General features: G+C 56.0%; 26 protein-coding genes. 7 read left to right on the top strand and 19 right to left on the bottom strand.

Annotated features, from left to right (window positions below):
- Positions 1-17: 17 nt before the first annotated feature.
- Positions 18-662 carry a helix-turn-helix transcriptional regulator gene (locus ACFSX3_RS18550; RefSeq protein WP_209993324.1) on the bottom strand — a complete coding sequence of 215 codons (645 nt, stop codon included), beginning with the start codon at positions 660-662 and terminating at the stop codon, positions 18-20.
- A 316-nt stretch (positions 663-978) separates the two neighbouring features.
- Here ACFSX3_RS18550 and ACFSX3_RS18555 point away from each other — a divergent pair, with 316 nt between their 5' ends.
- Positions 979-1,455 carry a hypothetical protein gene (locus tag ACFSX3_RS18555; RefSeq protein WP_379257702.1) on the top strand — a complete coding sequence of 159 codons (477 nt, stop codon included), beginning with the start codon at positions 979-981 and terminating at the stop codon, positions 1,453-1,455.
- Between the two features lie 96 nt (positions 1,456-1,551).
- Here ACFSX3_RS18555 and ACFSX3_RS18560 read toward each other — a convergent pair whose 3' ends face one another.
- Positions 1,552-2,502, bottom strand: a complete 951-nt coding sequence (locus ACFSX3_RS18560; protein WP_209993326.1) for a DMT family transporter — start codon at positions 2,500-2,502, stop codon at positions 1,552-1,554.
- Between the two features lie 260 nt (positions 2,503-2,762).
- On the opposite strand from ACFSX3_RS18560, the gene ACFSX3_RS18565 reads away from it, so the two are divergent.
- Complete coding sequence (locus ACFSX3_RS18565) at positions 2,763-4,187, top strand: aminotransferase-like domain-containing protein (protein WP_209993327.1); 1,425 nt, start codon at positions 2,763-2,765, stop codon at positions 4,185-4,187.
- Positions 4,188-4,246: 59 nt separating this feature from the next.
- A complete protein-coding gene (locus tag ACFSX3_RS18570; protein WP_209993328.1) occupies positions 4,247-4,951 on the top strand; it encodes a hypothetical protein in 705 nt (234 codons plus the stop codon).
- A gap of 309 nt (positions 4,952-5,260) precedes the next feature.
- Here ACFSX3_RS18570 and cysC read toward each other — a convergent pair whose 3' ends face one another.
- The 9 genes from cysC to ACFSX3_RS18615 form a co-directional block, all read right to left on the bottom strand.
- Complete coding sequence (gene cysC, locus ACFSX3_RS18575) at positions 5,261-5,821, bottom strand: adenylyl-sulfate kinase (RefSeq protein WP_209993329.1); 561 nt, start codon at positions 5,819-5,821, stop codon at positions 5,261-5,263.
- On the bottom strand, positions 5,821-6,690 hold the full coding sequence (locus ACFSX3_RS18580) for an STM4011 family radical SAM protein (protein ID WP_209993330.1): 870 nt from the start codon (positions 6,688-6,690) through the stop codon (positions 5,821-5,823). Before ACFSX3_RS18580 ends, cysC begins: the two co-directional genes overlap by 1 nt.
- The gene (locus ACFSX3_RS18585) at positions 6,687-8,075 is read right to left on the bottom strand and encodes an STM4012 family radical SAM protein (protein ID WP_209993331.1); all 1,389 of its coding nucleotides are present in this window, start codon (positions 8,073-8,075) and stop codon (positions 6,687-6,689) included. Before ACFSX3_RS18585 ends, ACFSX3_RS18580 begins: the two co-directional genes overlap by 4 nt.
- A gap of 42 nt (positions 8,076-8,117) precedes the next feature.
- On the bottom strand, positions 8,118-8,903 hold the full coding sequence (locus tag ACFSX3_RS18590; protein WP_209993332.1) for an STM4013/SEN3800 family hydrolase: 786 nt from the start codon (positions 8,901-8,903) through the stop codon (positions 8,118-8,120).
- 15 nt (positions 8,904-8,918) lie between these two features.
- Entirely contained in the window at positions 8,919-10,208 is a 1,290-nt protein-coding gene (locus ACFSX3_RS18595) for an STM4014 family protein (RefSeq protein ID WP_209993333.1), read from the bottom strand.
- Positions 10,208-11,053, bottom strand: coding sequence for an STM4015 family protein (locus ACFSX3_RS18600; protein WP_209993334.1), 846 nt, complete (start codon positions 11,051-11,053; stop codon positions 10,208-10,210). The genes ACFSX3_RS18595 and ACFSX3_RS18600 overlap by 1 nt, the downstream gene beginning before the upstream one ends.
- A 478-nt stretch (positions 11,054-11,531) precedes the next feature.
- Positions 11,532-12,941: a ferrous iron transporter B gene (locus ACFSX3_RS18605; protein ID WP_209993335.1), complete on the bottom strand. Its 1,410-nt coding sequence runs from the start codon at positions 12,939-12,941 to the stop codon at positions 11,532-11,534.
- Entirely contained in the window at positions 12,919-13,650 is a 732-nt protein-coding gene (locus tag ACFSX3_RS18610; protein WP_209993336.1) for a FeoB small GTPase domain-containing protein, read from the bottom strand. Before ACFSX3_RS18610 ends, ACFSX3_RS18605 begins: the two co-directional genes overlap by 23 nt.
- Positions 13,647-13,901: a FeoA family protein gene (locus ACFSX3_RS18615; protein ID WP_209993337.1), complete on the bottom strand. Its 255-nt coding sequence runs from the start codon at positions 13,899-13,901 to the stop codon at positions 13,647-13,649. Before ACFSX3_RS18615 ends, ACFSX3_RS18610 begins: the two co-directional genes overlap by 4 nt.
- A 246-nt stretch (positions 13,902-14,147) precedes the next feature.
- On the opposite strand from ACFSX3_RS18615, the gene ACFSX3_RS18620 reads away from it, so the two are divergent.
- Positions 14,148-15,029, top strand: a complete 882-nt coding sequence (locus tag ACFSX3_RS18620) for an AraC family transcriptional regulator (protein ID WP_339222674.1) — start codon at positions 14,148-14,150, stop codon at positions 15,027-15,029.
- A gap of 18 nt (positions 15,030-15,047) precedes the next feature.
- On the opposite strand, the gene ACFSX3_RS18625 is transcribed toward ACFSX3_RS18620, so the two are convergent.
- The 6 genes from ACFSX3_RS18625 to ACFSX3_RS18650 form a co-directional block, all read right to left on the bottom strand.
- The gene (locus ACFSX3_RS18625; RefSeq protein ID WP_209993338.1) at positions 15,048-16,142 is read right to left on the bottom strand and encodes a GerAB/ArcD/ProY family transporter; all 1,095 of its coding nucleotides are present in this window, start codon (positions 16,140-16,142) and stop codon (positions 15,048-15,050) included.
- A 9-nt stretch (positions 16,143-16,151) separates the two neighbouring features.
- A complete protein-coding gene (locus tag ACFSX3_RS18630; protein WP_209993339.1) occupies positions 16,152-16,385 on the bottom strand; it encodes a hypothetical protein in 234 nt (77 codons plus the stop codon).
- 12 nt (positions 16,386-16,397) lie between these two features.
- Complete coding sequence (locus ACFSX3_RS18635; protein ID WP_209993340.1) at positions 16,398-17,633, bottom strand: Ger(x)C family spore germination protein; 1,236 nt, start codon at positions 17,631-17,633, stop codon at positions 16,398-16,400.
- Entirely contained in the window at positions 17,630-18,733 is a 1,104-nt protein-coding gene (locus ACFSX3_RS18640; RefSeq protein ID WP_209993341.1) for a GerAB/ArcD/ProY family transporter, read from the bottom strand. Before ACFSX3_RS18640 ends, ACFSX3_RS18635 begins: the two co-directional genes overlap by 4 nt.
- Positions 18,730-20,352: a spore germination protein gene (locus ACFSX3_RS18645; RefSeq protein WP_209993342.1), complete on the bottom strand. Its 1,623-nt coding sequence runs from the start codon at positions 20,350-20,352 to the stop codon at positions 18,730-18,732. Before ACFSX3_RS18645 ends, ACFSX3_RS18640 begins: the two co-directional genes overlap by 4 nt.
- Before the next feature lie 215 nt (positions 20,353-20,567).
- On the bottom strand, positions 20,568-21,734 hold the full coding sequence (locus ACFSX3_RS18650) for a phosphodiester glycosidase family protein (RefSeq protein WP_209993343.1): 1,167 nt from the start codon (positions 21,732-21,734) through the stop codon (positions 20,568-20,570).
- Between the two features lie 197 nt (positions 21,735-21,931).
- On the opposite strand from ACFSX3_RS18650, the gene ACFSX3_RS18655 reads away from it, so the two are divergent.
- The gene (locus ACFSX3_RS18655; protein WP_209993344.1) at positions 21,932-22,510 is read left to right on the top strand and encodes a histidine phosphatase family protein; all 579 of its coding nucleotides are present in this window, start codon (positions 21,932-21,934) and stop codon (positions 22,508-22,510) included.
- A 223-nt stretch (positions 22,511-22,733) separates the two neighbouring features.
- Complete coding sequence (locus ACFSX3_RS18660) at positions 22,734-23,564, top strand: diguanylate cyclase domain-containing protein (RefSeq protein WP_209993345.1); 831 nt, start codon at positions 22,734-22,736, stop codon at positions 23,562-23,564.
- Between the two features lie 63 nt (positions 23,565-23,627).
- Here ACFSX3_RS18660 and ACFSX3_RS18665 read toward each other — a convergent pair whose 3' ends face one another.
- Positions 23,628-24,362 (bottom strand): glycerophosphodiester phosphodiesterase, encoded by a 735-nt coding sequence (locus ACFSX3_RS18665; protein WP_209993346.1) that lies wholly within the window; start codon positions 24,360-24,362, stop codon positions 23,628-23,630.
- Positions 24,363-24,534: 172 nt separating this feature from the next.
- On the opposite strand from ACFSX3_RS18665, the gene ACFSX3_RS18670 reads away from it, so the two are divergent.
- Positions 24,535-24,789, top strand: coding sequence for a hypothetical protein (locus ACFSX3_RS18670; RefSeq protein ID WP_379257677.1), 255 nt, complete (start codon positions 24,535-24,537; stop codon positions 24,787-24,789).
- 28 nt (positions 24,790-24,817) lie between these two features.
- On the opposite strand, the gene ACFSX3_RS18675 is transcribed toward ACFSX3_RS18670, so the two are convergent.
- A complete protein-coding gene (locus ACFSX3_RS18675; protein WP_209993348.1) occupies positions 24,818-25,420 on the bottom strand; it encodes a hypothetical protein in 603 nt (200 codons plus the stop codon).
- Positions 25,421-25,479: the final 59 nt, after the last annotated feature.

Genomic DNA, 25,479 nt, shown 5'->3' on the forward strand with positions numbered 1-25,479 from the left:
CTCTATCAATTCCTCCGTTATCCTTTGGCTTCAAGCTCGAGGAGAAGCTTTACGATGGAAGTCTTGGTCAACCGCCCGACTACGTCCAGCCCAGTGGCGGACCCTTCCCCGTTGCCGGGAACAACTACCGGCAGACTGTCTACCTCGTGATATATCATGCGCTGCGCGGCGTCAAGCACTGTGTCATCGGGCGAAACAGTGACTACCTTGGGCTGACGGGTCATGACCATGCTCACAGGCATGGTTACCGCTCCGGGATTACCGAGCGTGACCTTCAGGAAGTCCTTGCGCGAGGCGACCCCGGTTAGCTTACCGTTGCTATCGCAGATGATCAGCGTACCGACATCCTGCAGGAACAGTGTAACTACAGCATCCTGAATCGTCGTATTCTCGCGGATAATGACCGGGATGCTCTGGATATCGCTAACCTTGGTATCCTGCAGCAGGCCCCGGCTGTTATGGCGCGCTGCCGCCTTGGTGCCGGGGAAGTAGCCGACCTTAGGCTTCGCATCCACATATTCGAGCATGACCAGGATGGACAAGTCTCCCCGGATGGTCGGCCGGCTGAGGCCCAGGCTTTCGGCGATTTGGTCACCGGTAATCGGCGCTCTTTTTTTCACAATCTCAATAATTTGCAATTGTCGGGCTGTCAGTTCGATCACAATGTTCCTCCGCTTTCCGGTATACGAATAGATGCAGGTACTTCTCTATAGAAAAGGAGTACCGTTCTGCCGATTCCCCCTTTCAATCAGACGTCCTAATGGAAGCTTATTCCCTAACTTGGTTATATAATACGCAATAATGATCATAAATGCAACATATAGTACGTCATATATAAAATTATTGAGCCTTGGGCAAACAAAAGATAGGCGAGTTGTGTCCGACGTTGGGAAATATGGTAAGGTTTGGAGAGAAAGATGCAGCAAGGACACCCCGAAGTACGCAGAACTGTTCACACAGGTGGAAAAGCACCAGGCTGTGTTCAGGCAGCCGCTAGCAGAAGGGCTTGCTGCTCTGGAAATTACGGATGCCGTAGGGGAATACGATACAACTCTGGGGACAGTGATGCAGGATGAAATCCTGACCGTGAATGATATGGAATTCATCCAGCAGATTACGGCAGATGTACCAACGGATAAGATCATTGGCTACCGGATCGGGACAGTATTTCCCAGATCAGAGTCCGGATATGAGAATGCGAGGGAGCTTGTGCGCGTATTCCTGGAACATTACAAGCCTGCGGATAAGGAAGAGGCGGACAAAGTTGAGCAATCCATCCAGAAGATTGGCCGGATGACGCTTCCGCTTAAGCCGCTGACTGGATCTATCGAAGAATCATGGACTTACGGTGAGGGTGAGAATAAGCTGTATATCACCTACAAGATATCGAACAGCAACCAGAGTGATGAGGAATTGCCGCTGAATTTGTATTTCAGTTCGGAAGAGAAGCCGTAGACACCCATTGGCGTGAAGCTTGTGAAGATAACAGAACAGCCTGCATCCCTTTAAGTCAGGGTGCAGGCTGTTTGTGTTCGGGGAGAAGCGCAGCTGTTACTCCTGAACCAGGGGTTCAACACTTGCTTTTAGCAGAACAGGTATTACCGGTTTAGGCTTGAAGAACAGTTGCTTCAGCGCGCCAGCATTCACAAGGATGGTTCCCGCGATAATGGTAATTACACCAAGCAGCGTTACCCAGGTGACCGCCTCGTTATAGAACAGGAAGCCTACACCGACGGCAATCGGCGGAGAGATGTACAGCCAGGTGGACGGAAAGACGGGATTCGTCTTCGAGACGAGCCAGTAGAACAGGGTATGTCCAACCATGGAGCCGATAACGGTCAGGTAGAGCAGAGAGCCGGCGGTTTGGAACGATAACAGGAAGGAAGGGTGCACCGGCTCTGTGAACAGGGAGATGATGAACAGCAGCGCCCCGCCGTACATCATCTGGGCTGCGTTCAAAGCTACGGGGGACTCGGCGGAGAAGGCGGTAATTACTTTTTTGGAATAGATCGCCCCTGCCGCATAACAGAGTTCCCCAATCAGCACCACCACACAGCCGATCAGCCAGAGCGGAGTGACGTCAGCCGCCAGGCTGGGCAGCACCAGCAGCAGGACGCCGGTGAAGCCGATGATACAGCCGAATAGAGAATAGGCGGGCGCTTTTTGGCGCATAAAGGCCATCTGCATGAGCAGAATCATCATCGGCCCGGTGGCAGACAATACGGCGGCAAGTCCGGAGGATACATATTGTTCCGCCCAGTAGAGCGCGGCGAAGGTGCCGAAGGTCAGCGCAGCTCCTGTGAGCAGCATTTCCTTGCGCAGGAGCAGGGAGAAGCGGGCTTTGCCCCGCAGAACCATGAATAGGAACAGCACCGCACCCGCCGTGAAAAAACGCAGTCCCGCAGAGAAGAAGGGCGGCGCTCCGGCGTCTACGCCGATTTTGATGGCCAGGAAGGTAGTGCCGAAGATCAGACAGACAAGTGAATAAGCTAACAGAATCATGGTTCAGTTCCCCTTTGTGGTGGTAATGTGGCAGCGTCTTAAAGATTTCAGTTAATCATATCCTTATAGACACAGAACAGATTAGAGATAGCAGAACAGTTACGGAGGGGAATGCTGTACAATAAGGTTAAGAGAAGTTAGCAGCTGGGCGTGCGAGGTTGTGTAGACGTCGGCAAGCGTTAGCAGGAGCCATGTCGAGTGAATTTTGAGCGATGGAGCGGGGGCGACCCCGTTATAGGTTGCAGAGAGGCGGCAGATTGATGACAAAAATAGCGGGTGCCGAGCAGAATAATCCCTTATTCCGCCAAGTTTATGAGTTCATGCTGAACCGGATGGAGCGCGGAGAGTGGAAGACTGATGACAAGCTGCCGTCGATCCGGCTGCTGGCGGAGGAGCTGGGGGTTCACCGGCTGACCGTGTTCAAGGCCTACCGGGCGCTGACTGAAAGCGGTAAGCTGTATGTCAAAGACAAATCCGGTTATTATGTGGCCCTGGGCAGCAGGCTGGACCCTCCGGCGGAAGATGGGGCGGCAGTGCCGGGGTATATGGTCAGGAGCCCGATGTCCGATATTCAGCGGCTGCCGGTCACGCACCAGTTCTCTCAGGCTTTGATTGATCCGGGGCTGCTGCCGAACCTGTTCCTGTCCGATTATGTCAAAAAAGTATTCGATCTCTACCCGAAGGTCATGGGCACCTACTCCTCCGTGGAAGGGGACGAAGAGCTGCGTGTTACGCTAAGCAGCCATTTCGAGGAGCGGTATAAGCTCCAGCTGTCGGCCCGCGAGCTGCTGATTACTTCAGGTGCACAACAGGCCATCAATCTGATTGCCGGGATCATGCTCGGTCCGATGGATGTTGTGCTGGTGGAGCGGCCTACGTATAGTGTGGCGCTGGATATTTTTCGGCGGGCAGGAGCGCGGCTGGTAGCTGTGGATATCTCGCCGCAGGGCTATGATCTGGCGGCGGTGGAGGAGCTGATGCGTAAGAATAAGCCGCGGATGTTCTACATCAACCCGACCCATCATAACCCGACGGGGTATACGATTCCGGTCCAGCAGCGCAAGCTGCTGGTGGAGCTTGCAGAGCGCTACCGCTGTCTGCTCGTGGAGGATGATCCGTTCCGCGACATGTACTTCTTAGAGGAGCCGCCCCCGCCGTTCTTCGCTTATGATACAGAGGGCTGGGTCATGTATATCAGCAGCTTCAGCAAATATGTGGCCCCCGGCCTGCGGATCTGTGCGGTGGCCTGCCGTTATCCGTTCATGGAGCGGCTGATCGCCGCCAAGTCCTTGGCGGATAACGGGACGCCACTGCTGAATCAGAAGATTTTTCTGCATTATTATACCTCGCCGCGCTTACAGCAGCATCTTGGCAAGCTGCGGATTGCCCTTCAGGTGCACAAGGAGATTATGGAGGAAGAGCTCGCGGCCACCGGCTGGGAATGGACGCCCCCGCAGGGCGGACTTAATCTGTGGGTCAAGCTGCCGGACAGTGTTCCGGTAACTAAGCTGCTGGCCCGTTGCCTGGAGCATTCGATCTCCTTCGTACCGGGTGAAATCTGTGATCCGCTGGGGGAGATGAAGTCCTGGCTGCGCCTTAGCTACTCGTTCGCCAGTGAAGCCTTGCTGCGCGAGGGAATGCAGCGGCTCACCGCCATTGCGCGGGAGATTGAGGCGGGGGAGTAGATGACGGGAGTATGTAACCTTTCTCTGGAAATTTCCGTCTGAGGGTTATGAGGAGCGTGATGATGATGGTAACGATAAGGAAAATGCGGGGCGCCTGGCTGATGATTCTCTGTGCGCTGATGGTCTTCATGACACTGCTGACTGTACGCCCGCAGGTAACCTATGCCTGTTCTTGCGTAGTGTCTCCTTCACCGCTGGAAGCAATGGAGAAGAGTGCAGCTGTTTTTGAGGGCACAGTAGTTTCGATTAAAGAGAAATTTAAAATTATGCAGTCCAGCGCTGATCCGGTGCGTGTAACCTTTCAAGTGGGAGCGCGGTGGAAGGGTGAAATGGGGGAGAAGGTTACTGTAACTACGGCATTGTCGGGGGCGAGCTGCGGGTTCGAGTTCACCAAGGGGGAACGCTACATCGTATATGCAGGCGGAGAGGAAGGAGAAGGTAAGGGAGGGACAACTAAACTTACAGTCAGCTTGTGCAGCCGGACCGCATTATTCTCTGGTGCCCAGGAGGATTTGAATGAGCTTGGCGCAGGGATGTCAGGGGGCTCGCCCACGGAGCCGCCCGGGATCGCTGATGATCCAGGGGCGGTCTCTGGTAACCATCCAACCTCAGCAAGCCCTCCAGCTTCTGGAGATAGCCCAACAACTGAGCCTGAAACCACATCTGCATCTTGGCTGCCATACGCCGGAGCGGGTGCCGGAATCGTAGTCCTTGGAGCCGCCGCACTGATTCTCTTGCGCCGCCAATCTAACTCGCGCAAGTAATCTAGAGCATCTGGAGTATCCGTAACTCCAGAATGCAGCGGACGGGGAGCGTTAGACATAGGAAGGACTGAAGTGCATCTGAATTAGCTGGATGCGGGCTAAATGAGCGAATGAGGAGCATTAGTGCCCCTGAATTTGCTGGATGCGCGCTAAAGGAGCGAATGAGGAGCATTAGTGCACCTAAATTAGCTGGATGCGGGCTAAATGAGCGAATGAGGAGCATTAGTGCACCCGAATTCCCCGAATACGCGCTAAATAAACAAAGGAGGGGCACTAATGCCCCTCCTTATTCCGTCTGCTCCTATTCCATCATAGCCGATAAAGCCGATGCTCCGTGAGCCAGCTGATCAGCTCTTCCATGCATTGCTCCGGTGTACGCTCCGCTGTGTGCAGCGTCAGCTCCGGGTCAGCCGGAGCTTCATAAGGATCGGAGATCCCGGTGAAGGCCGGGATCTCACCGGAGCGGGCTTTGGCGTACAGCCCTTTGACGTCCCTTGCTTCACAGACGGGAAGCGGGCAGTTCACATAGACCTCGACGAAGCCCGGCAATTCCTGCCGGGCATAGCTGCGCATGCCGGCATAAGGGCTGATTACCGATACGACGGTAATCACGCCATGCCGGCTCAGCATCCCGGCGAGATAGACTGCCCTGCGGATGTTCTCGAACCGGTCCTCGCGGCTGAAGCCGAGTCCCCGCCCCAGGCTGCGCCGCAGTTCATCGCCGTCCAGCCATTCCACCGCCTGCCCCTGCTCCCGGAGCCGGTCTGTGAGCAGCGCGGCAAGCGTAGACTTGCCCGCCCCCGACAGACCGGTAAGCCATATCGTTAAACCGGCAGAGGTCTTGTGTGCTTGTAGCTTACCAGTAGTCACTACTCTGTCCTCCCCGCGCCGTAAGGAATCCGCTCCAGCAGGCCGGAGCCGTAGATCTGCTCCAGGCCCAGCTCGGGCATATGAATATAGCCGATGTAGCAGTCGCAGACCTTCATGCGGCAGCTCCGCTCAGCTGCAAGGCCCTCCAGTCCGTCGCGGTAGAGGTTGCCGATGACTGCGCGGTCCTTGTAGCACCGTTTCACCAGGCCCGGCCCTTGCACATAGAACACGTTGCTGCCGGCGTTGCAGCTGGCACCGAGGCTGTCATAGTCCATCGCATTAATCTGGAAATGCGGGTCTATCCCGCTCAGGAAGCTTATATCCTCCGCCGTATAATAATCCGGCTTGTCCTTGTAGGCGTTCACCCACAGATAGACATCCTCCGGCAAGGCAGCCCGCAGCGAGGCAATGGCCGGAAAAGCGCCGCGCACCCCCACACTGCCCACGCTGAACGGAATGCCCTGCCGGTATACGCTCATACACTGCGCCAGAAACCGTTCCTCACTCACCTGACCCGGATGATAGGTCGCCCAGAAGGCGGCCTTCGCCGGGTTCAGTTCAGCAGTGAAATCAAGCCGGGCCGACAGATTGGTCTGGATGGCGACCTTGTCCACATGCTCCAGATGGGACAGGGTAATCAGCGCCTCCCGGTACCAGCGGTGCGTCAAGCCCTCGCCATACGGATTGAAAAAGATAGACAGGCGGTGGCCTGCGGCCCCCTGCTCCGCTACCCAGCGGACGAAGGTTTCCAGACCTTCGCGGTCTTTGGCGAGGGTGGCGGCGCTGTCTTTGGTTTTGCCGAAGGGGCAGTAAGGACAGTCATAGTTACAGGAGGAGAGGGAGCCCCGGTAGTAGAGGACTGCCTTCATGGCAGGATGAACTCCTGCATCTGCTCGCGGATCTCGCCGGAGATGAACCAGTCACCGATGGAGTCGGAGTAGCCCAGCCCATCTGGAGTCAGCCGCAGAATACCCTCATCATCCGTGGCGAACCCGCTCTGTACCAAAAGGCCAAGCTCAGGATGGTCCTCCCATAGCTTAGTCCCGAACCGCTGGTTATAGTCCGCAATCGTCAGCCCTTCGCTGTGCAGGATTGCTTTTAGAATGAACCGCCGTTTCTGCTCGTCCAGGCTCAGGACGATGCCATAATCGGCTGTATTATAATGCTCAGCGGCAACATAATCCGCGATGATGCTCTCCGTGGCCTTGCGGCTGACGCCGTAGCGGGAGGCATAATGCACATTCCGGGTATAGGAACGCGCGCCGCAGCCGAGGCCGACCATCCCTTCCTCCTGGCAGCTGTAATCAAGAATATCCTTGCCGGTCCCGGCATCCTCCTTGGCGAATCTGCGCATCGAGTATTGGCGGTAGCCACGCTCTGCCAGCACAGCACGTGCCGCTTCATAGCATTCATGACGGATATCCAGCTGGTTCACCAGGTCGCCCGGCTTCACAATCGTATGCTCACGGGTGTAGAGCGGATAGAGGAAGATTTCCTCCGGTTCATGCAGCAGCGCCTGATTCAGCGAATAGAGCCAGGAGTCCACCGTCTGCCCCGGGAGTCCGTAGATCAGATCCAGATTGAGGATAGGAAAATCAAACTGCCCCAGCAGCTCCAGCGCACGGTACACCACCTCGGGGTCCTGCGGACGGTAGATCGCAGCCGACTCGGCGGCCACGAAGCTCTGGATGCCCATGCTGACCCGGTCCACCGTATGATCCTTCAGAATCGTCAGCTTCTCCTCCGTCAGCGTCTCGGGTGAGGTCTCCACGGAGATGGAAGTGGTCCCCAGATCCACTCCCATAATATCCGTAGCAATGCTGAACAGCCGGTTCAGCTGCGCAGGAGCCAGAAGACTGGGCGTCCCGCCGCCGATGGCGAAGCGTGCGTAAGGCTTGTGACGGGTGAAGGCTGCCCACTGCCGGGCCTGCCGTTCCAGCGCATCCACGTATTCTGCGTGTACATTCGCTCTTTTATCAGGCAGCGTGAACAGGTTGCAGAAGCCGCAGCGCGCGCCGCAGAACGGAATATGCATATATAAGAACAAACTCTCCGCAGGCTCATCCCGCCACAGCTCCTCTAAAGGAAGGGGGGACGCGAACTCGCGGTAAGCGGTTTTGTGCGGATAGGAATAGAGATAATTGCGGTAAGGATGGGCCGTGATCTGCTCCGTCCATTGCTGAAGCTCCCCAGCGGAGAAGGGAGGGTGTCCGTCTTGGTTCGTGTGATGCAGAGATTGCCGGATGGACGTCATACGTTCTCCTTCCTTGTGCGGGATCGAATTTCAGTTCAATGCCTATAAAATAAATTCCCGGTACGGAACATTCCATACCGTGTCATGCGCCAGCCGGTGGCCCTGATAGCCGTCTTCGCCATAAGCCGTGCCGTGGTCGGAGAAGGCCAGACAGAAGACAGGGTTGCCGCGCCCCCGGAACGCATTGAACAGACGCCCAAGCTCCCCGTCGGCATAACGCAGCGCTGCACGCTGGCTGTCCACCGAATCTTTGCGCGCGCCCGGCAGGAACATATGGTTCGGGCCATGGATCGCCGACACATTCATGAACAGGAACAGCCGCTGGTCCAGCGGGGTGTTGCCGAGTAGCTTGAGCGCATGATTCACCTGATGCTCCGTCGAGCGCGGGTTCGTGACCCCGAAGGTCATCCGCCAGTAGCTCTGCTGGAAATAACCGGGGAGGACGCGGGCGAGGGGTACTTTTTTGCTGAAAAAGATTACGCCTCCAATACACACCGTCTGATAACCCGCCGCTGCCAGCCCCGACACCATATCCGGAGTATCGAACAGCCAGGTATGGGGATGGGTCTTCATCCCGGTATTCCTGGAGTGGAACAGCCGCACATGCTCAGCCTTATTCGTGTTAGCCGGAGTGGGCAGGAAGCCGCCGAAGAAGGCATGATGGGCCGCATACGTGAAGCTGCCGGGGGTATGCCGCTGCTCCCAGGAGCCGCTGCCGCACAGGTTGGGGCAATTCGCCTCCTCCAGCACAGCCGCATCGTAGCGCAGAGTATCGAGTGTGATCATTAAGATATCGTGGGTGCCGACAATCGCATTCATATCGGTCATGGGGCCGGATTCCTCCTAAGGCAGCTGCTTCATTTCCCATTCGTAGGTGTTGCAGCCTTGGTATTCAACATCGTACAATAAGTCGCCAAAAGGATTCACATCCGCCGTATACGTCTGCCCGGAGCTTCCCACCAGCACATCAATGCCCGCGACCGAGCAGTTTGGAAAAGCGGCCAGGGAGGCCTCCGCTGTCCGGCGTACTTCTGCCTGCTGTGCCTCGCTCAGCCCGGCCTCCGCCGGAGTCATCCGCTGGCTGCGCAGATGCAGATTCGTAATCGGTGTGGTGCTGACCCTGGCGACAGCGTGGCAGGCATCTCCAGCGACAACCAACTGGCGGATGTCGAAGGAATGCCCGTTTAGACCGGGCTTTGGAATCCACTGCTCGGCATAGGCGCCGTGGCGGTAGAGCCAGTTGATAATTCCGGCAAGGCGGGCAGAATCCGTATAGCGCTGTAGCTTGCCGGAATTATAATACACCGGAGGGCGGGTGATGTAGCTCTCGACTCCGATGGTGGTAACCGCCGACTCAGCCCCCGTGGCCGGGTTCAGCTGATAAGCAATCACGCCGGAGGCGGCGGAGCCGCTGGCCAGCTTGATGAACACGCGGTGCATCCGCTGCGACAGCATCAGCTCGCGCAGGGAGGCATAGTCCACGGGGACTTGTCCGCCGCTGCCGCGAAGCGGCCGGGGAACAGAGACGCCGGACTCGGCGAGAATCTGCTGGGTCCGGCGCTTGTCCGTCATGGCTGCGATCTCCGCCGGATCGTTGGTCCAGCGTGAGGCGGGCAGCAGCTGCCCGGCCTCCTGCCGGAGCCGCGCCAGCAGGCGGCAGTAGCCGCGGAACCACTGGGACGGGTGATGCAGCACGCCGGGCAGCTCCTTCAGGGCGGAGGCCGCTTTGAAGCTTAGCGGCCTCAGGTCCGGCTGCTGCCCGAACGGGTGCAGCGAGTCGTCCGCGTCCGGCGCATCCGGTGCGCCCAGCGCGATAAGCGCCCGCTCCAGCGTGAAGCTGCCGCCGGGGGACTCCAGGCGCAGCAGCGGCGTTCCCGCTGCGGACCCCGGCGCGGAGTGCCCGCCGCTCCGGCGGCCGGGGGACTCCAGCTGGGATTGCGCCGGCGCTCCGTTCCGGACCTGCGACTGCACAGCCCGCTCCAGCAGATCAGCCAGCGGCTGGCCCTCCAGCAGCCCGGTGTAGGGAATCAGCAGCGCCGGTGGCATCCCGAGACGCGAGCGCGCCTGCTGGATACCGGCTGAGCGCCGGTCGCCGGGCTGGCAGAAGACAACCAGCGGCTCTGCGGGCTGCATTATTCTGTGATTGACGGATAACGCCAGTCATCATCGTCATCGGCTTGCTGCTGGTCGCTGACATCGACCGGCAAGCCGCTGTTCTTCAGACGCAGCATCATCTCGTCAGACATGAAGTGATGGCTCAGGTTGAGCAGCTTCAGTCCCTTGACCCGCTCGCTGGCGAGCAGCGCTTCTGCGCCGGTGTCGCTAAGCGTTCCCAGTGACATATCCAAGGTATGGAGCTGGTCCAGAATCGGCGCATCCGCCAGGGCTGCGGCAATTTCGTCCTGTATCTCACTGTTTTTGAGTCCGAGATAGGTTAGCTTAGGGAATTTCCCAGGCTCGATCAGCGGCAGAAGGTCCTCCAGCCCGCCGTCGAAGCCGTAATTGTCCACCCCAAGATAGAGTTCGAGCTTCTGCAGGTTAGGTAGAGTGGAGCCGGCGATATCCGCCAGCACATCCTTGCTGAGTCCGCCTGTAATGATAATCAGTTCTTCGAGCTTGTCGTGCTGCAGCTGACTTAGCCGCAGACTGGTGCCGCCTTGGATGGTCAATGACTGAAGCTCCGGATAGGCAGGGAGCAGCGGGGAGAGGTCACTCTGGGTAATCCACGAGATTTCACATTCCTCGTAGCTCATATCCCCAATGAACAGCTTACGCAGTGCCGGGAAGCTTGCGCTATGCTTCACAAGTGCCTGAACGGTTTCCTCTGAGCTGTTCTCATAGGCTTGTCCCCAGTCGCCAATCGTAAGGCTGGTCAGGCCGGCGGCTTCAGGGCTTGCGCTTAAGCGTTCAATCTCCGTCTCCATCCGCTTACCTTCTTCAAATCCATCGTAATCAATGCTGAGCTTCACTGCTGTCATGAACATCCCTCCAAGGTAGAATTATGGCTTCCAAATCACCCTAACATGTAGGGAGAGGTAGAGTCAAATGGCAGAGGAACAGGTGGTTCTGCGCACCTAAAAACCCTCCCGTATCCGCGGCGTTATGCGGATAGGGAGGGCATTATGAAAGCTCGTGGACCAAATGTATGCGAAAAACAGCATACAATGTGCCAGCGCAGGGGCCAGTGGACCAAATGTGTGCGAAAAACAACATACAATGTGCCAGCGCAGGGGCCAGTGGAGCAAATGTAAGCGAAAAACAGCATACAATGTGCCAGCGTGCGGCTCGTGGACCAAATGTACTCGAAAAACCGAACACAATTGGACTGGGTGCGCGGCGTAGGCCGTGCGTTTATCGCAGTGCCAGACGTATTTCCACAGAAAAACCGAGCATTTAGTCTGCCTAAAAAGCCTGCGCTCCTACTTCACTCGGAGCCCCGCCCACAGCCTCCTGCGCTCACACCCAGCCGAACAGCCGCGCCGCCGAAGCCACCGCGAAGGTTACGCCGATAGCGATAGCGAGCGGGATTACAGCGGAGAGCACGGCCCATTTCAGGCTTTTGGTCTCCTTGTAGATGTTCACGAGTGTGGTGCCGCAAGGATAGTGGAGCAGGGAGAACAGCATCATATTCAGCGCCGTCAGCCAGGTCCAGCCGTGGCTCAGGAAGATGTCCTTAATGCTGCCGAGACCTTCGATATCGACCATGGCCCCGGAGGACATGTAGCCCATTAGCAGGATAGGCAGCACAATCTCGTTAGCGGGCAGGCCGAGGATGAAGGCCATAATAATGAAGCCGTCCATGCCGAGCAGCTGTGCGAACGGATCGAACCAGGCCGCCATATGATTCAGCACACTCTCACCGCCGACAAACAGATTGCCGAGAATCCAGGTGATGATCCCTGCCGGAGCGGCCACGATGATGGCGCGGGTCAGGACATTGAGTGATTTTTCCTTGGAGGAGCGGACAATGGTCTTCCAGATCTGCGGGCGGCGGTAAGGCGGCAGCTCCAGGGTGTAGTGGGTAGGCACACCGCGCAGCGCCGTTTTGGACATGATCCACGATACGCTCAGGGTGACGATAATTCCGACCAGCACGATCCCCATCAGCACCAGCGCAGTCGAGAAGGTACGCAGTGCCCCGGTGGTTGTTGCCCCGACCATGAACATGGAGGAGAGCAGAATAAGCGTAGGCCAGCGGCCGTTGCACGGGACGAAGTTGTTGGTCAGAATGGCCAGCATCCGTTCGCGGGGCGATTCAATAATGCGGGTGGACAGAATAGCGGCAGCGTTGCAGCCGAAGCCCATCGACATCGTCAAGGCCTGCTTGCCATGCCCCCCGGATTTCTTGAATAAGCGGTCCATATTAAAAGCAACCCGGGGCAGATACCCGAAATTCTCCAGCAGCGCGAACACAGGGAAGAAAATCATCATAGGCGGCAGCATGACGCTGATGACCCATGAGGTTCCACGGTATAGTCCCAGCACAAGGACGCCGTGCAGCCAGGCCGGGGCATGAACAGCCTCGAAGCCGGCGGTCAGATAGCCTTCGATCCAGCTGAAGAGGGAGGCAATCCAGCCGGAAGGATAGTTGGCTCCGGCAATGGTAATCCAGAACACCAGGCCAAGGCCGGCGAGCATAATGGGGAAGCCCCAGATTTTCGAGGTGACGATATTATCCAGCTTATAGGTGCTGCCGAGCTTCTTCTTGTCGTGATAGGTGACAGCATCGCTGCAGATTCCGGCCGATACGCCGTAGATTCCGCTGACGATCTCGTCGCGGACCGCCCCTTTGTCTGCCAGCTTCTTCGCAGTTGCGAGCAGCGAATCGAGCGGGTCTTGGCCGTTAATGGCATGCGGTGACTCCATGGCGGGCCACCTCCTTCGCTACAGATATACCCTTGCGTCCCATATGGGCTCTGAGGGAAGCCAGCAGGCTGTGATCACCGTCCAGCAGGCGCAGGGCAATCCAGCGTGCCGGATATCTGGCGCCGACCGTCTGTTCCACCATCGGGATCAGCTCGGCAATCCCTTGCTCAATCTCCTCGTTGTAGGTGATCTTCAGCGGCTCTGCCTTGAATTCACCGGTCGCTACGCGTGCGACCTGATCCAGCAGCGCTTCGATGCCGATTCCGTTACGGGCCGAAATGGCCGTGACAGGCACCCCGAGGCGCTCCGCAATCCGCTTCAGATTAATATCAATCCCCAGCCGCTTGGCTTCATCGATCAGATTGATGCAGACCACGGCGCGTCCGGTAATCTCCAGCACCTGCAGGGCCAGATTGAGGTTGCGCTCCAGCGACGTTGCATCCAGAACCACCAGCGTTACATCCGGTTCCTCAAAAATAATATAGTCCCGGGCCGCCTCTTCATCGGCGGAGTTGGAGTAGAGCGAATAGGTGCCGGGAAGGTCGACGGCCCGGTAAGTATGCTCCTTGTGGGTGAAGTACCCTTCGGCGGTAACTACGGTTTTGCCGGCCCAGTTGCCGGTGTGCTGGCGCATCCCGGTCAACAGGTTGAACAGCGTGCTCTTGCCTGTATTGGGGTTGCCGGCAAAAGCTACGGTATACTCACTCATCCTTCTCCGCCTCCAATCAGTTCGCCATAAATCAGGGAACTCTCTTCCCGCCGCAGGGCAATAGTAGTGTTGCTGATCCGGTAAGCCGTAGGGTCTCCAAGCGGGCTGCGCCGCAGCACCTCTACAGCATTGCCGACAACAAACCCGAGATCAAGCAGTCTTCTCCGCAGCACGCCCTGAACCTCGATGCCGCTGATCCTCAGTGTGCTGCCGTTCGTAGCTTCAGACAATGGAATTACGGCTCCAGCCATAAGCTCTCCCACTTTCGTATGATTAATGAATGAATAGTTATAGTTATCCTTAAGTATGAAGTATGCACTTGTATAGTATATTGTGCAGGGTACAGAATATTGCATCCTGCCACAATATTAGTATACGTAAATAAATTTGTCCTTGCAACAATAATGTTTCCCTAGGGAAAGATAAATACAGCAAGATTTATCAAAAGTGTTTCCGGTGTCTGCTATATACTTTGAGTTGTGGAGGGGGTGAGAGTAATGCACTACCAATTGATTCACAAGAGCATCGAGTTTATTGAGCAGCATTTGGAAGAGGATTTGGATTTGGAGAAGGTGGCTAAGGCAGCGGGGTTGTCCAAATATCATTTTCACCGGATTTTTCGGAAATATGTGAATAAAAATGTCCATGAATATATCCGGGCCCGCCGTCTCAGCCAAGCAGCCAATCTCCTGCTGTACTCCGAGACACGTATTCTTGAGATTGCGCTGCAGTGCGGCTTTGAGAGTCAGGAGGCTTTTACAAGAGCTTTCAAGGAAATTTATGATTTGCCGCCTGCCCAGTACAGATCGCAGGTGAGACTATTGATTCAAGAAAGAGAGGTATTTACAATGTCAGAGATTACAGGCTGGTATATTACAGGTACCCACCCGGAGAACTATAAGGTAGAGATCGATCCCCGCGTCTGCTATAAGACAAGTCCCTCCATGCATCTTCATTCCAATGAACAGGCTACGCAGGACGACAATGGTTTTGGAACCTTGATGCAGCAGTTTCAGGCAAGAGAGTATCGGGGGAGACGGATGCGCTTCTCCGGGTTCGTAAGAACGGAGGATGTCACCGGCTGGAGCGGCCTGTGGATGAGAGTGGATGATAATCAGCAGAATATGTTAGCTTTTGATAACATGCAGAACCGGAGCATACAAGGAACCACGGAATGGAACCACTATGCCTGCGTAATGGATATTCCGTCCGAAGCTGACGTGATCAATATCGGAATTCTGCTGAGCGGAAGCGGGAAGGTGTGGCTGGGGGAGTGTGAATTTGAGGAAGTAGGCAAGGATGTACCCGTAACAGATGGCTCTACAGGTGCGGAGAACCTTCCGTCCGGGCCGCAGAATCTGAAGTTCGACCAGCAGTAACAGCCGGAGCAATCTGCTTCAAGCTGAACGCTGTAACCGGCCCCGCACCCAGATCGACAGGGCCAGCAGCAGCGGAATGGCGACCTGAAAGAGCGGGTCAAGCTTCAGGCTTGGCCCCAGGCCGATGGCGATATGCTGGGTGTAATCCCGTTCCAGGAAGGAGGAGCCGTAGATGATTGCCCCCACAGGGAAGACCCACCATTTGGCCGGTTTGCCGGTCAGCTCTGCAAGAGCTTTTACGGAACAGAAATAGAAGATCATCATCTTGATCAGCAGCCCCACGAAGAGCTGGACAGTCACCAGGATATCAAGCCGTTCCACAAATTTGAGGTTGGATAAAGTGCGGACGGTTTTGAGAAAAGGCAGCTGGCTGATTCCCGAGATGGTCGGGCCAAGGACAGCCACATTGAGCGCGTTCATGAAGATCAGGAACAGGCTGATGAGCAGATAGGCATTCACCGTATATTTTACAGGCAGACCAGGCTTCTCCCATAAGGACCACAGCATCAGAAAAACAATCATCTGCCCGAAGGGGAACGAGACGATTTCCGGCAGCGCAGCTTCAATCACCGGCATCAGCCCGCCCCCAAGGACAGGTGACAGACGGCCGAAGTCGATAGATCCCATCATTCCAAGCATGATAACGAGCAGGATATAGAAGAAAAGCATCACGGGCAGCAGGACCTCGGGCAGCCTGAATACAACCTCGGCCCCCTTCCAGATGGCGTATAGCGCAAGCAACACAAAAACAAGCATCGTGACAGACATGGGTGTTCTTGGCAGCATGGTCATCGCCGTCAGTTCCCCGAGATCGCGGACATTACGCATGGACTGATAGGCAAAATACAGGCTATAGACACCGCCGATGAAGGCTCCCGGAAGCTTGCCGAAATGGAGCTTAAGCATCCCGATCAGGTCTGTGCCCGGAGAGCGCCACTGAATCCACATCAGCAGCAGAAGCAGGATGAATCCGGCGGCGGAGCCTATACACATCGCCAGCCAGGAGTCCTGCTTCGCCGTGCCTCCGAGCAGGAACAGCGGCGTGCTGCCGATCTCAAACAGCATAATCATGAACGCAATCTGGAGGGAAGAGACCTGTTCTTTGTTGGGCATGATTACGAATCAGCCTCCTAACCAATAGATGATGGCTCTGCCGATAGGCTGGAAGAACGCCGTATATAGAAGACTTAGCGATACATGGGGGGTTCTGGTTATCCCGCATAGGTTAATATAGGCGCAGTATCCAAGAATACAGCCGAACCAGAGACGCTGCAGGCGGCGGCCTTCTCCGCGCAGCTTCGTCCACCCCCAGAGATAAGCAATCGCGTAGAGTATAAGAGTTATAGCTATTTTCATAGATAGGCTCCTTTACTCCTGTTGAACGGATTTGAACGATTTATTGCTGAGGCCGGTCCGTTCAATCTTGATCGAGACCTGCGGGCGGATCTCAATCTCTTGAAATACGCGGTCCCAGCTTTTCTCCTCTTCGATCTGCTTCCAGCGCTTGCGGTCGCTCCGGTGGATTCTCACGGCAAATCCCGTGACGTCGGCCCCCAGCCGCTTGACCTCCGTCCATGAATCATTGACAAGACTCAGCACCCGCTGTTCAAGAGAGGCTTCCATCTCACGGATGGCCTTGCGGTCATTCAGATCCATGACGCTCCCAAGCTCGGTGAGTACTCCGCTGCCTTTGACCTCAATATTCATCACATAATGATCCTTATCCCAGACGGGGCGAACCGTAGTGGCCGAATTCTGCAGAATAAATGAGGCGTCCAGCTTGTCACTCTTCGTAGGCTGAGAGGCGAAGGCGATGGTCGCAGAGTCGATGCTATTGGTCAGAAAAGAGAGGCCAAAAGCCTGCTTCTGGCTGAGCCACCCCACGAACGTATCCCCTTTGATGACTCCGAGTCTTCCCAGCGCCAGGCGCGAAGGCAGATCTGTAACGCCTGTCTCGCTGGTCTCATCCATCGTCTGGGGACCCGTCAGGAGAATTTCCGGCAACACGGCACTTCGGGACTCGGAGGAGAGGGCCATAGCCAGCTCATACAGGCGGGTTCCGGGATAATAGGATACGAGCTTCGCTTCCTGTTCAATCATGAGCTGGATACCGGCCCCCTGATTTTTGGTCATCTGCATAAGCTGATCCAGGATATCACCGGCGTCCCCCTGGGTTATAAATACGAATACAGTTTCCCTTGCATCCTGCTTGCGCAGGAACATATCAATCAGCTGATTAATCCCGTGCCTGGCGAGGCTCTCACCAATGACGGTTATTCTGGAGTGGGAGAAGAACATCTCCCGTGTACTGGTCAGATTGGTTCGTTCAATGGCCTCCATGATCGTCCGGCCTTTGACGGTGAAGGTGAGGAACGGCGGCGAACTGGTACTGCCGCCTCCGCCGCCCCCCATACCGCTGGCCCCCGATGAAGGGTTGATCACCTGATAGGTCGCTTTCCACTGATTGTTCTCCCAGTCATAGGCCGAGCCGGAGGTAATGCCCAGTTCATTAAGCTCGCGGTCATCCCAGCAACCGGAGAGAAGAACAGACAGAAGCGGGAGACAGAGGATCAGGCACAGCAGGGTTCTCTGTTTGTTCTTCATGTCCCAAGCCCCTTCCGCCTGGATCTGGCCTTCTGCACTCTGTTCAGCAGAACCGCCCCCAGCGGAACCAGCACATTGAACAGGAAGAAGACCACGAACCGTCCTTCTTTGTTGTAGTCATTAAGCTCGGCTGAGCTTTGCCAGGAGAACAGGCATTCCAGCGCAATGACCAGACCCAGCGCCCCGATGAAGGGCCGGCTGCTGCTGACCCGGAACGTCTGCTTGAAGCACTCTACCGTCACGAACAGGAAGATCCCGAATTTGAGATAGATCGACAGCACCCAGTAAGAGATAAAGAGAATATCCAGCTTCTCTATGAACCGGCCGATTCTGACGATCCCCACGGTGGAGAAGCCCGGATAGGCCGTCAGCTTGATAAACTGGCTTCCGAATACCATCAGAGCGGAGACTAGAGAGAGCATCATCAGCGTAGCGACGAACAGCAGGCCCGTCCAGCCGATGATCCGCGCCCTCTGGGGATACTGCAGGTATGGCGCCAGAAACAGCATCACGGCTACTTCGGACATCCAGGCAGTCGGCGTCAGGCTGGCCAGTGTCAGCTCCGCCAGGGTATGATCGAACATCGGCAGCAGCTGGTGCACATTCAGATCATGATATAACCCGAACAGATACAGCGGTGCGAAGAACAGATAGAGCAGAATAATCAGGCTGTTCACCCGGGCGATGGCTTCGATGCCTTGTCTTACCATATAGATCGTAATGCACAGGATCAGAATTACCAGCACCGTGACCGGCGTGTTGATCAGCACATTGTCTTTGATGAAATTGACGAATTCGCGCAGGATCGTTGCCGAGGTATCCAGATAGAATTGCAGCATCAGCAGACCCAGGATGGTTGAGACAACCGGAGAGCTTTTCTCCCCGACCCAGTCCAGAAAAGGAGCGCCGTTGCTGCTGCGAATCACAGTCCCGACGATCGCGGCAATCAGCAGACCGGCCAGGGTGGACATAATGATGGCCAGCGGTGCGTCTTGTTCGGCATAGGTGCTGATAATGATGGGCAGCACGACGGTGGCCGTCGGCAATATGGTATTAACGATGAGCATGGCTGCCTGGGTAGTGCCGATTTTTCCGTTCATGCCGGACCCTCCCCCTGCGGATTCTGCTGCTCCTGGGTGGGCCCGTTCGCGCCTTCCGCCGGCTTGGGCTTCTGGTGCGGTGCTTGTCTGCGGGTTTCTTTACCCAGGTTAGTTTTGGGACGTATGTCCATGCTCCACAGCGGAACGCGGATGAAGATATCCTTCAGATAACGCGGAATCATCGGCGCTACCGGAGACAGGTAGGGCACCCCGAAGGAACGCAGGCCTGCCATATGAATCAGCAGTACCATCAAGAAGGACATGATGCCGAACAACCCAAGCGATGCGGCGATAAACATCATTATAAAGCGTATCAGCCGGATGGAGTTGGCGATGGCCAGTGACGGAATCACGAAGTTCGAGATGGCGGTAAAAGAAACCACAATGACCATCGCCGCCGAGACCAGCCCGGCCTGAACGGCAGCCTGCCCCAGCACCAGCGCACCTACAATAGAGATAGCCGGTCCGATGGTCCGCGGCATACGTACCCCCGCTTCACGCAGGACGTCGAAGGTCAGCTCCATCAGCAGTGCCTCTGCGAAGGCGGGGAGCGGAACCCCTTCCCGCTGGGCAGCCAGACTGATCAGCAGTGTGGTCGGCAGCATCTCCTGGTGAAAGGTAGTGACGGCAATATAGAGTGCCGGCAGCAGCATAGAGACGAAGAACGCTCCATAGCGGATCAGCCGCAGAAAGGAGGAAATATCATACCGCTGGTAGTAATCCTCGCTGGATTGAAAGAAATTGAAGAAGGTAGACGGAGCCAGCAGCGCAAAGGGAGTGCCGTCAATGATAATCCCGACTTGACCTTCCAGAATGCCCCCGGCTATGGCGTCGGGACGTTCGGTATTCTGAATGGTGGGAAAAGGCGTCAGGCCGCCGTCCTGTATGAATTCTTCAATATAATTGCTCTCCAGAATGGCATCGGTATTGATGGCGTTCAACCGGCGGCGGATTTCGGTTAGCACCTGTTCACTGGCGAGGCCCTTCAAATAGACGAGGGCAATCCCGGTCCCGGTACGCTGGCCGATTTTATATTCCTCAATCCGCAGATCGGTGGTTTTCAGGCGGCGGCGCAGCATGGAGGTCCCGGTGCGCAGGCTCTCTGTGAAGCCCTCTTTGGGCCCGCGGATAACCCCTTGGGAGGTCGGCTCATTAATGCTTCTTTTCTCCCAGCCGGAGGTGTCGGCGGCCAGTGCGACCGGAAGCCCCTCGAACAGAATCAGGGTATAGCCGTCAAAAAGCAAGGGCAGCAGCACCTCCAGGGTCCGGGCCTCCTTAACTCCCCCAACGGGCAGGATGTGCTCTTTAATCAGGTTGAAGGCAGCTTCTGTGGTAATCCGATCTCCGTTCAGCGTGCTGTTCTCCATTAAGGACTGGAGTACTGACTGATTGACAGTATCAGCGTTGACCAGACCGTCAATATAGATGAAGGCAAGGGAAAGGGGAGGCTGAGCTTCACTCTTATAATGGCGGATGACAATATCCGAGCTGCTGCCGATCCGGCGGCTGAGTTCCTGCAAATTATCCTCAAGGGAGAGCTTCAGCGGAAGCGGTGCAGGCACGGAGGTTTCTACGGGATCTTTGGTAGTCTGGCGGCTCTTCTTCGTTTGCTGAGGCATCTCGGGGGCTCCTGTCTGCTGAAATCTGGATGTGCTCCCTGTATTATCCCCCGCAGGAGGATTCCTTATTCTGCCTGATGTACGGATGGAGTTGAGCGCGTAGGGGAATTGCTGGTATCAAAAAAAAGAAACTGCCCTTTAGGAATGGCAGCTTCGCAGCATTCCATCAAGGCAGTTTCATAGGATTCAGCGTATTAGAATAAATCAGCTCTGCATTATTTAGTCTGGACAACCAGCGCGTTGCTGATCAGGCGTCCCGGAGTGGTCAGATACTTGCCATTGTAGTAGAGGCCGCTGGAGGCCCCGCCATCGAGGTTCATTGCCTGGTAGGCTCCGGCCTGCTTCATAATTTCCGCCAGTTGGGGGATGGTTGCCCCGCCGGAGGTCAGCAGAATCAGCTTATGATCGCGGGTGATGCCCAGCGCGCTGCGGGAGCCTCCGCCGGTCAGGATTTTGGGGTCCCGGAAGCCTTCACCCGCCACATTCAGCGCGACCTTCCCGTTGACTAGCAGCCGTGGTCCTGCCTGGAGTGCGCCAAGAACGGAACCGGAATCGAAGCGGGCCTTGAATTCACTGCCCGGAATCAGCTCAGCCAGCATATTACTATCGTATGCGAAGACAGCCCGTTTGTCTCCGGAGCTGTTCTTCAGCATCTTCCCGCCGCTGATGATGTAGCCGTAAGGAACCTTGAAGGCGCCGTCAGTATAGGCAGCGAAGAACGTGCCGTTGATCGCGGCAGCAGCATTGCTGCGCTTGGCGATGCTGGCAAGGGCTTCCGTCTTGCCGACGGTATTCCCGGCCAGAACGGCGTCCAGCTTCACCGAAGGATGCAGCAGGGAGACCGTGACCGTCTGGACGCTGAAGGAGCGGCCGCCGACCTTGTAGGTATGATGTCCGCTGACTACAGCGGGCGAGCCGCTCTTGATCAGGCTGCCGTTCTGTACAGGCAGGGTGGCTGTCTCAGCGGTGCCTGTTTCAGCCCCGCTTGTCAGCGTAAGCGACCCAGCTTCTCTATTCCACTGGAGCTGTATGCCGAGTGTCTGGCTTACAAGAGACAAGGGGACATAGGTGGTCCCGTTCTCACTGAAAGGCCGGACACTTACGGTAACGGGCTTGCCGTTGACGGAAGCCCCAGGCTTGCCTGGAGTGAAGATAATGGAATTCCCGCCGCGTGACATCTGAATCTGGCCGCCCGAAGCGGTGAGTACAGACTGGATACCGGCGAAGCCGTTCAGGAAGCGGAGCGGGATGAAGGAGTGATTCTCCTTGTCCACATATACGGCAAGCTTGGCCTGCGGCGCCGCAGCGGCACCGGATTGCAGTGCTGGAAGAAGGACAGCCAGCAGACAGAAGGCGGTAAAGAGGGTGAGCATTTTTTTCATGATACACAAAATCTCCTTTAGGTTGTAGCAGTTTAATCTGCAGGTTAGGATGATACTGGAACAGGCCCCAAAATGCAGCACTTGAGCTACCATCATATAATCGTCTCCCGTTACCGTCAATGGAGCATGCATCCAGTAGCTTGTTAGTTTATAATGGGATCACATTAGAATATCTACATATAAGGGTGGTAGCGATCATGACAAGAATAGGCTTAATCCGGCACGGCAGCACAAGCTGGAATCAGGAGGGCCGGGTACAGGGTCATACGGATAATCCTCTGGACGAGGAAGGCTTCCGGCAGGCCGGCGTGCTTGCGGAGCGGCTTAGCGGTGAAGCGTGGGATTATATCTATTCAAGCGACCTGCTGCGGGCCAGACAGACGGCGGAGACCATCGCCGGAAGGCTGGGCATCCCGCTGGCCGGTCTCGTTCCGGGCATCCGGGAGATGAACGGCGGATTGATTGAAGGAACTACCGAGAGTGAGCGGATCGAGCGCTTCGGCAGCCAGTGGAAGACGATGGAGCTGAAGCTGGAGAGTCAGGAGCTGGCCCGCGAGCGGGGAGTCCGGGCGATTGAAGAGCTTGCTGCGCGCCATCCCGGCAGCAATGTGCTGGTAGTCAGCCATGGGGCTATTTTGCGGAGTACGCTGGCCGGGCTTGTGCCTTCCCTTGATGTGAGCGTGCTGCTGAAGAACACCTCCATCACCTGCCTGGTCAAGGAGAATGACAGCTGGAGCTGTGAATTGTACAATAGCGCTGAGCATATGGACGGATAGAACGGGATATTTCCGGGCATTTCATTACAATAAAGCGCCGGTCCTGCCGATAATATGCTTAGTGCTCATCCTGAACGGGTATTCATTTACAGCATCTCTTGCCGGAGTTGTTCAGAATTTGTTCAGTCTGTTCCTGTACAGTAGCGCTTGAAAGCGATAAATCTATAAATTCATTGATAGGCTGAAGGAGGGCGTAAGACCAGTGGAAGAGGCCCGCAATTATATGTTGACAATTCTATCCATACTTATAGGGGTACTGACCGTATATAGCTCGCTCAGACTGACAAGTGATTTCTCACGACAAACGCAAAGAACCCGGGCAGTCCGCTCGAGTCTTGTGGTGCTGGTGATTAGTGCAGGACTTGGGGGCATGCATCTGCTCGGCAGAAGAGGCTTAACCGGCTTCACTACAGAAGGCAGAAGCCTGCTGATCTCTTTGTTCCTGTACATGCTGACACTCGCCGGTATTCTGTATCTGTTCCTGCGGATGCGCATGATCCTTGGGGAGCGTGAGCAGCTCAAGGAATTGGCATACCGGGATACGCTGACCGGCCTGCTGAATAAGAACGGAATGGATCATTTCTGGGATCATTGCAAAATGAGCGAGCAGCTTGCGGTATTATATCTGGACCTGAACCGGTTCAAATCGATTAACGATACCCTCGGCCATCATACAGGGGATTTGTTACTGGAGGCCGTTGGAACCAGCCTGCAGCAATTCACCTGCAAGGGCAAGCGGCATATTTTCCGGGTGGGCGGAGATGAATTCGTCATTATCGCCAAACGCTACAGCCGCAAGGAGGCAGAGCAGCTTGCTCTTAAGGTTCTGGAGCGCATCACCCGTACCTATAAGCTGGAGAGCCATGAATTATTCGTGTCCGCAAGTGTCGGGATCACGATAAGCCAGGGCCGTATCGATCCGAAGCAGCTGCTTCAGGAGGCGGATTCCGCCATGTACAACGCCAAGCAGCTGGGCAGCGGACGTTATGCCGTATACAAGCAGGAGAGCCGTATTCCTTCCGTGAAGCTGCTCAGCAGCTCAAGAGCGCAATAAGGTTTATAAGTGTTATAAGTAAGCCTGCGCCATCCTATGGACAGCGCAGCTGTGTAACATAATTCAGACGCCTCTGGCAGCCAAAAGCCCGGCCAGAACATCTGGATGATCCGTAATGATCCCCGCCACCTCAGCATCGATTAACGCCTGCATCCGCTCGGGATCATTAACCGTCCACGGATGATAGACAATGCCTTTCTCCGCTGCGGCATTCACGAACTCCGGCAGTACCGAGGAGTGATGGGCATGCAGCGCATCCGCTTGCAGGGTAGCCGCGTAATTCCAAGGACGGTAGAGTCCCTCCCCGTAGAGAATACCCGTACGGATCTCCGGTGCCAGCGACTTGCAGTACGCCAGGGAATAATGATTGAAGCTGGAGATCACGACCCGCTCACTCATACCCTGCTCCCGGACAGCGGCGATTACCTTCTCTTCCATGCCGGGATAGAGGAAGGTTCCGTTCTTCAGCTCTATATTTAGAATCGTCTCCCGGCCTTGCAGCAGATCCAGCAGCTCGTCCAGTGTCGGAATCTGTTCTCCTGCGAACTCTGGGCTAAACCAGGAGCCTGCGTCTACCTCCAGCACCTCACGAAGCGTCTTATCTTTCACATAACCGCTGCCTGAAGTGGTACGGTTTAGACTCTCATCATGGATCACTACCACTGCTCCGTCACTGGTCATTTGTACGTCAGTCTCAATGCCGGTTGCGCCAAGCTCAAGACCCTTGCGGAAGGCCGCCATTGTGTTCTCCGGGGCGGCTGCGGATGCGCCGCGATGCGCGAAATTAATGATGTTCATGTCGAGTAGTTCCCTCCATCTCTATGATGTTAATGCAGCCCGTAGTGTCCGGGCCCCTTATATTATATTCCACATCACGCCAAGAAACCCTGTTCCCTGCGCTATAAAGGACGGGTTTCTTGAATTTTACCGTGGTACGTTCGGAAGCCTACAGAAAGAAGCGGGGCTTGAAGTGATTGCTTATGAATATATGCGCAGCCAGTATTTCGCCCCGTCCAATACGTTAATGCTCAATTACATCAGTGTGGCCGATACGGAGGACTTGAGTGCCATGAGCGACGAGCTGGACCACGCAGCCTGGTTCACCCTGGATGAAGCTGCGGACGCGATATTACCAGGCAGCCTCGCGGAGAGCTTCCTGCTGACCATCATCGATAAGCTGAGACAGGGGCGGGCTCTGGAGGATTTTACAGCGGTTGTCCGGTAATTGCTGATTCTGAAGGATACGGCTTCCCTTATGCAGAGACGATGTCGCGGATTCTCTCATGTACCTGCTGCGCCTCAAGGAGGGCTGCGGAATATTGCAGATCTGTTTTTCGGGCCGGCAGGCGCGGCGGGAGAAAAGGAATGGATACCACAGGCGTATCTGCGCTGCTAAAATAGATTCTAAGTGTCAGCTCGCGGATCTCTTCGGCAGGAATGCTGTCCGGGACCGCCTCTGTGAACTCATAGCTTGCGGCGGCACCTGCCCGTGTTCTGGGTGCACTGGTGCTAATCCGGCTGGTTTTGCTGACCTTGCTGAGAGTCAGGGCATTCTCGACAATCTCTGCTCCAAGGATGGCATCGAACGTATACATGGTGGCTGTCGCCGGCTCCGGCTTCCCCGGATGCAGCAGACCGATGGCCAGTGCCTGGCCTTCTTCATCCAGGGCAATCAGATGGGATTCGTCCGGGGTAATGAACCGCTGGGGGAATTTCAGGCTGAAGGCTGACAGGGCATGGGTAGCCCCGCTATGGCCCGCTGCCCTGGGACGGGAGAGTCTGTACTGAAGAACCGCAGCCAACAGCAGGAGAGACACGCCAAGCACAGCAAACAGATACACCAGGATCATGAGCACTGAACCGCCTCCTCACAAGGTTGTGCGGGCCGCCCTTCCTGCATTCACTTCGGGCACAA

The sequence above is a fragment of the Paenibacillus rhizoplanae genome, assembly GCF_042684125.1.
In the GTDB taxonomy this organism is placed as follows: domain Bacteria; phylum Bacillota; class Bacilli; order Paenibacillales; family Paenibacillaceae; genus Paenibacillus_AQ; species Paenibacillus_AQ rhizoplanae.

Excerpts from the sequence above, each read along its gene's own strand:
- ACFSX3_RS18560 (WP_209993326.1), bottom strand. The coding sequence starts at position 2,502 with ATGATTCTGTTAGCTTATTCACTTGTCTGTCTGATCTTCGGCACTACC.
- ACFSX3_RS18565 (WP_209993327.1), top strand. The coding sequence starts at position 2,763 with ATGACAAAAATAGCGGGTGCCGAGCAGAATAATCCCTTATTCCGCCAA.
- ACFSX3_RS18570 (WP_209993328.1), top strand. The coding sequence starts at position 4,247 with ATGATGATGGTAACGATAAGGAAAATGCGGGGCGCCTGGCTGATGATT.
- ACFSX3_RS18580 (WP_209993330.1), bottom strand. The coding sequence starts at position 6,690 with ATGAAGGCAGTCCTCTACTACCGGGGCTCCCTCTCCTCCTGTAACTAT.
- ACFSX3_RS18585 (WP_209993331.1), bottom strand. The coding sequence starts at position 8,075 with ATGACGTCCATCCGGCAATCTCTGCATCACACGAACCAAGACGGACAC.
- ACFSX3_RS18590 (WP_209993332.1), bottom strand. The coding sequence starts at position 8,903 with ATGACCGATATGAATGCGATTGTCGGCACCCACGATATCTTAATGATC.
- ACFSX3_RS18595 (WP_209993333.1), bottom strand. The coding sequence starts at position 10,208 with ATGCAGCCCGCAGAGCCGCTGGTTGTCTTCTGCCAGCCCGGCGACCGG.
- ACFSX3_RS18600 (WP_209993334.1), bottom strand. The coding sequence starts at position 11,053 with ATGACAGCAGTGAAGCTCAGCATTGATTACGATGGATTTGAAGAAGGT.
- ACFSX3_RS18605 (WP_209993335.1), bottom strand. The coding sequence starts at position 12,941 with ATGGAGTCACCGCATGCCATTAACGGCCAAGACCCGCTCGATTCGCTG.
- ACFSX3_RS18610 (WP_209993336.1), bottom strand. The coding sequence starts at position 13,650 with ATGAGTGAGTATACCGTAGCTTTTGCCGGCAACCCCAATACAGGCAAG.
- ACFSX3_RS18615 (WP_209993337.1), bottom strand. The coding sequence starts at position 13,901 with ATGGCTGGAGCCGTAATTCCATTGTCTGAAGCTACGAACGGCAGCACA.
- ACFSX3_RS18620 (WP_339222674.1), top strand. The coding sequence starts at position 14,148 with ATGCACTACCAATTGATTCACAAGAGCATCGAGTTTATTGAGCAGCAT.
- ACFSX3_RS18625 (WP_209993338.1), bottom strand. The coding sequence starts at position 16,142 with ATGCCCAACAAAGAACAGGTCTCTTCCCTCCAGATTGCGTTCATGATT.
- ACFSX3_RS18630 (WP_209993339.1), bottom strand. The coding sequence starts at position 16,385 with ATGAAAATAGCTATAACTCTTATACTCTACGCGATTGCTTATCTCTGG.
- ACFSX3_RS18635 (WP_209993340.1), bottom strand. The coding sequence starts at position 17,633 with ATGAAGAACAAACAGAGAACCCTGCTGTGCCTGATCCTCTGTCTCCCG.
- ACFSX3_RS18640 (WP_209993341.1), bottom strand. The coding sequence starts at position 18,733 with ATGAACGGAAAAATCGGCACTACCCAGGCAGCCATGCTCATCGTTAAT.
- ACFSX3_RS18645 (WP_209993342.1), bottom strand. The coding sequence starts at position 20,352 with ATGCCTCAGCAAACGAAGAAGAGCCGCCAGACTACCAAAGATCCCGTA.
- ACFSX3_RS18650 (WP_209993343.1), bottom strand. The coding sequence starts at position 21,734 with ATGAAAAAAATGCTCACCCTCTTTACCGCCTTCTGTCTGCTGGCTGTC.
- ACFSX3_RS18655 (WP_209993344.1), top strand. The coding sequence starts at position 21,932 with ATGACAAGAATAGGCTTAATCCGGCACGGCAGCACAAGCTGGAATCAG.
- ACFSX3_RS18660 (WP_209993345.1), top strand. The coding sequence starts at position 22,734 with ATGTTGACAATTCTATCCATACTTATAGGGGTACTGACCGTATATAGC.
- ACFSX3_RS18665 (WP_209993346.1), bottom strand. The coding sequence starts at position 24,362 with ATGAACATCATTAATTTCGCGCATCGCGGCGCATCCGCAGCCGCCCCG.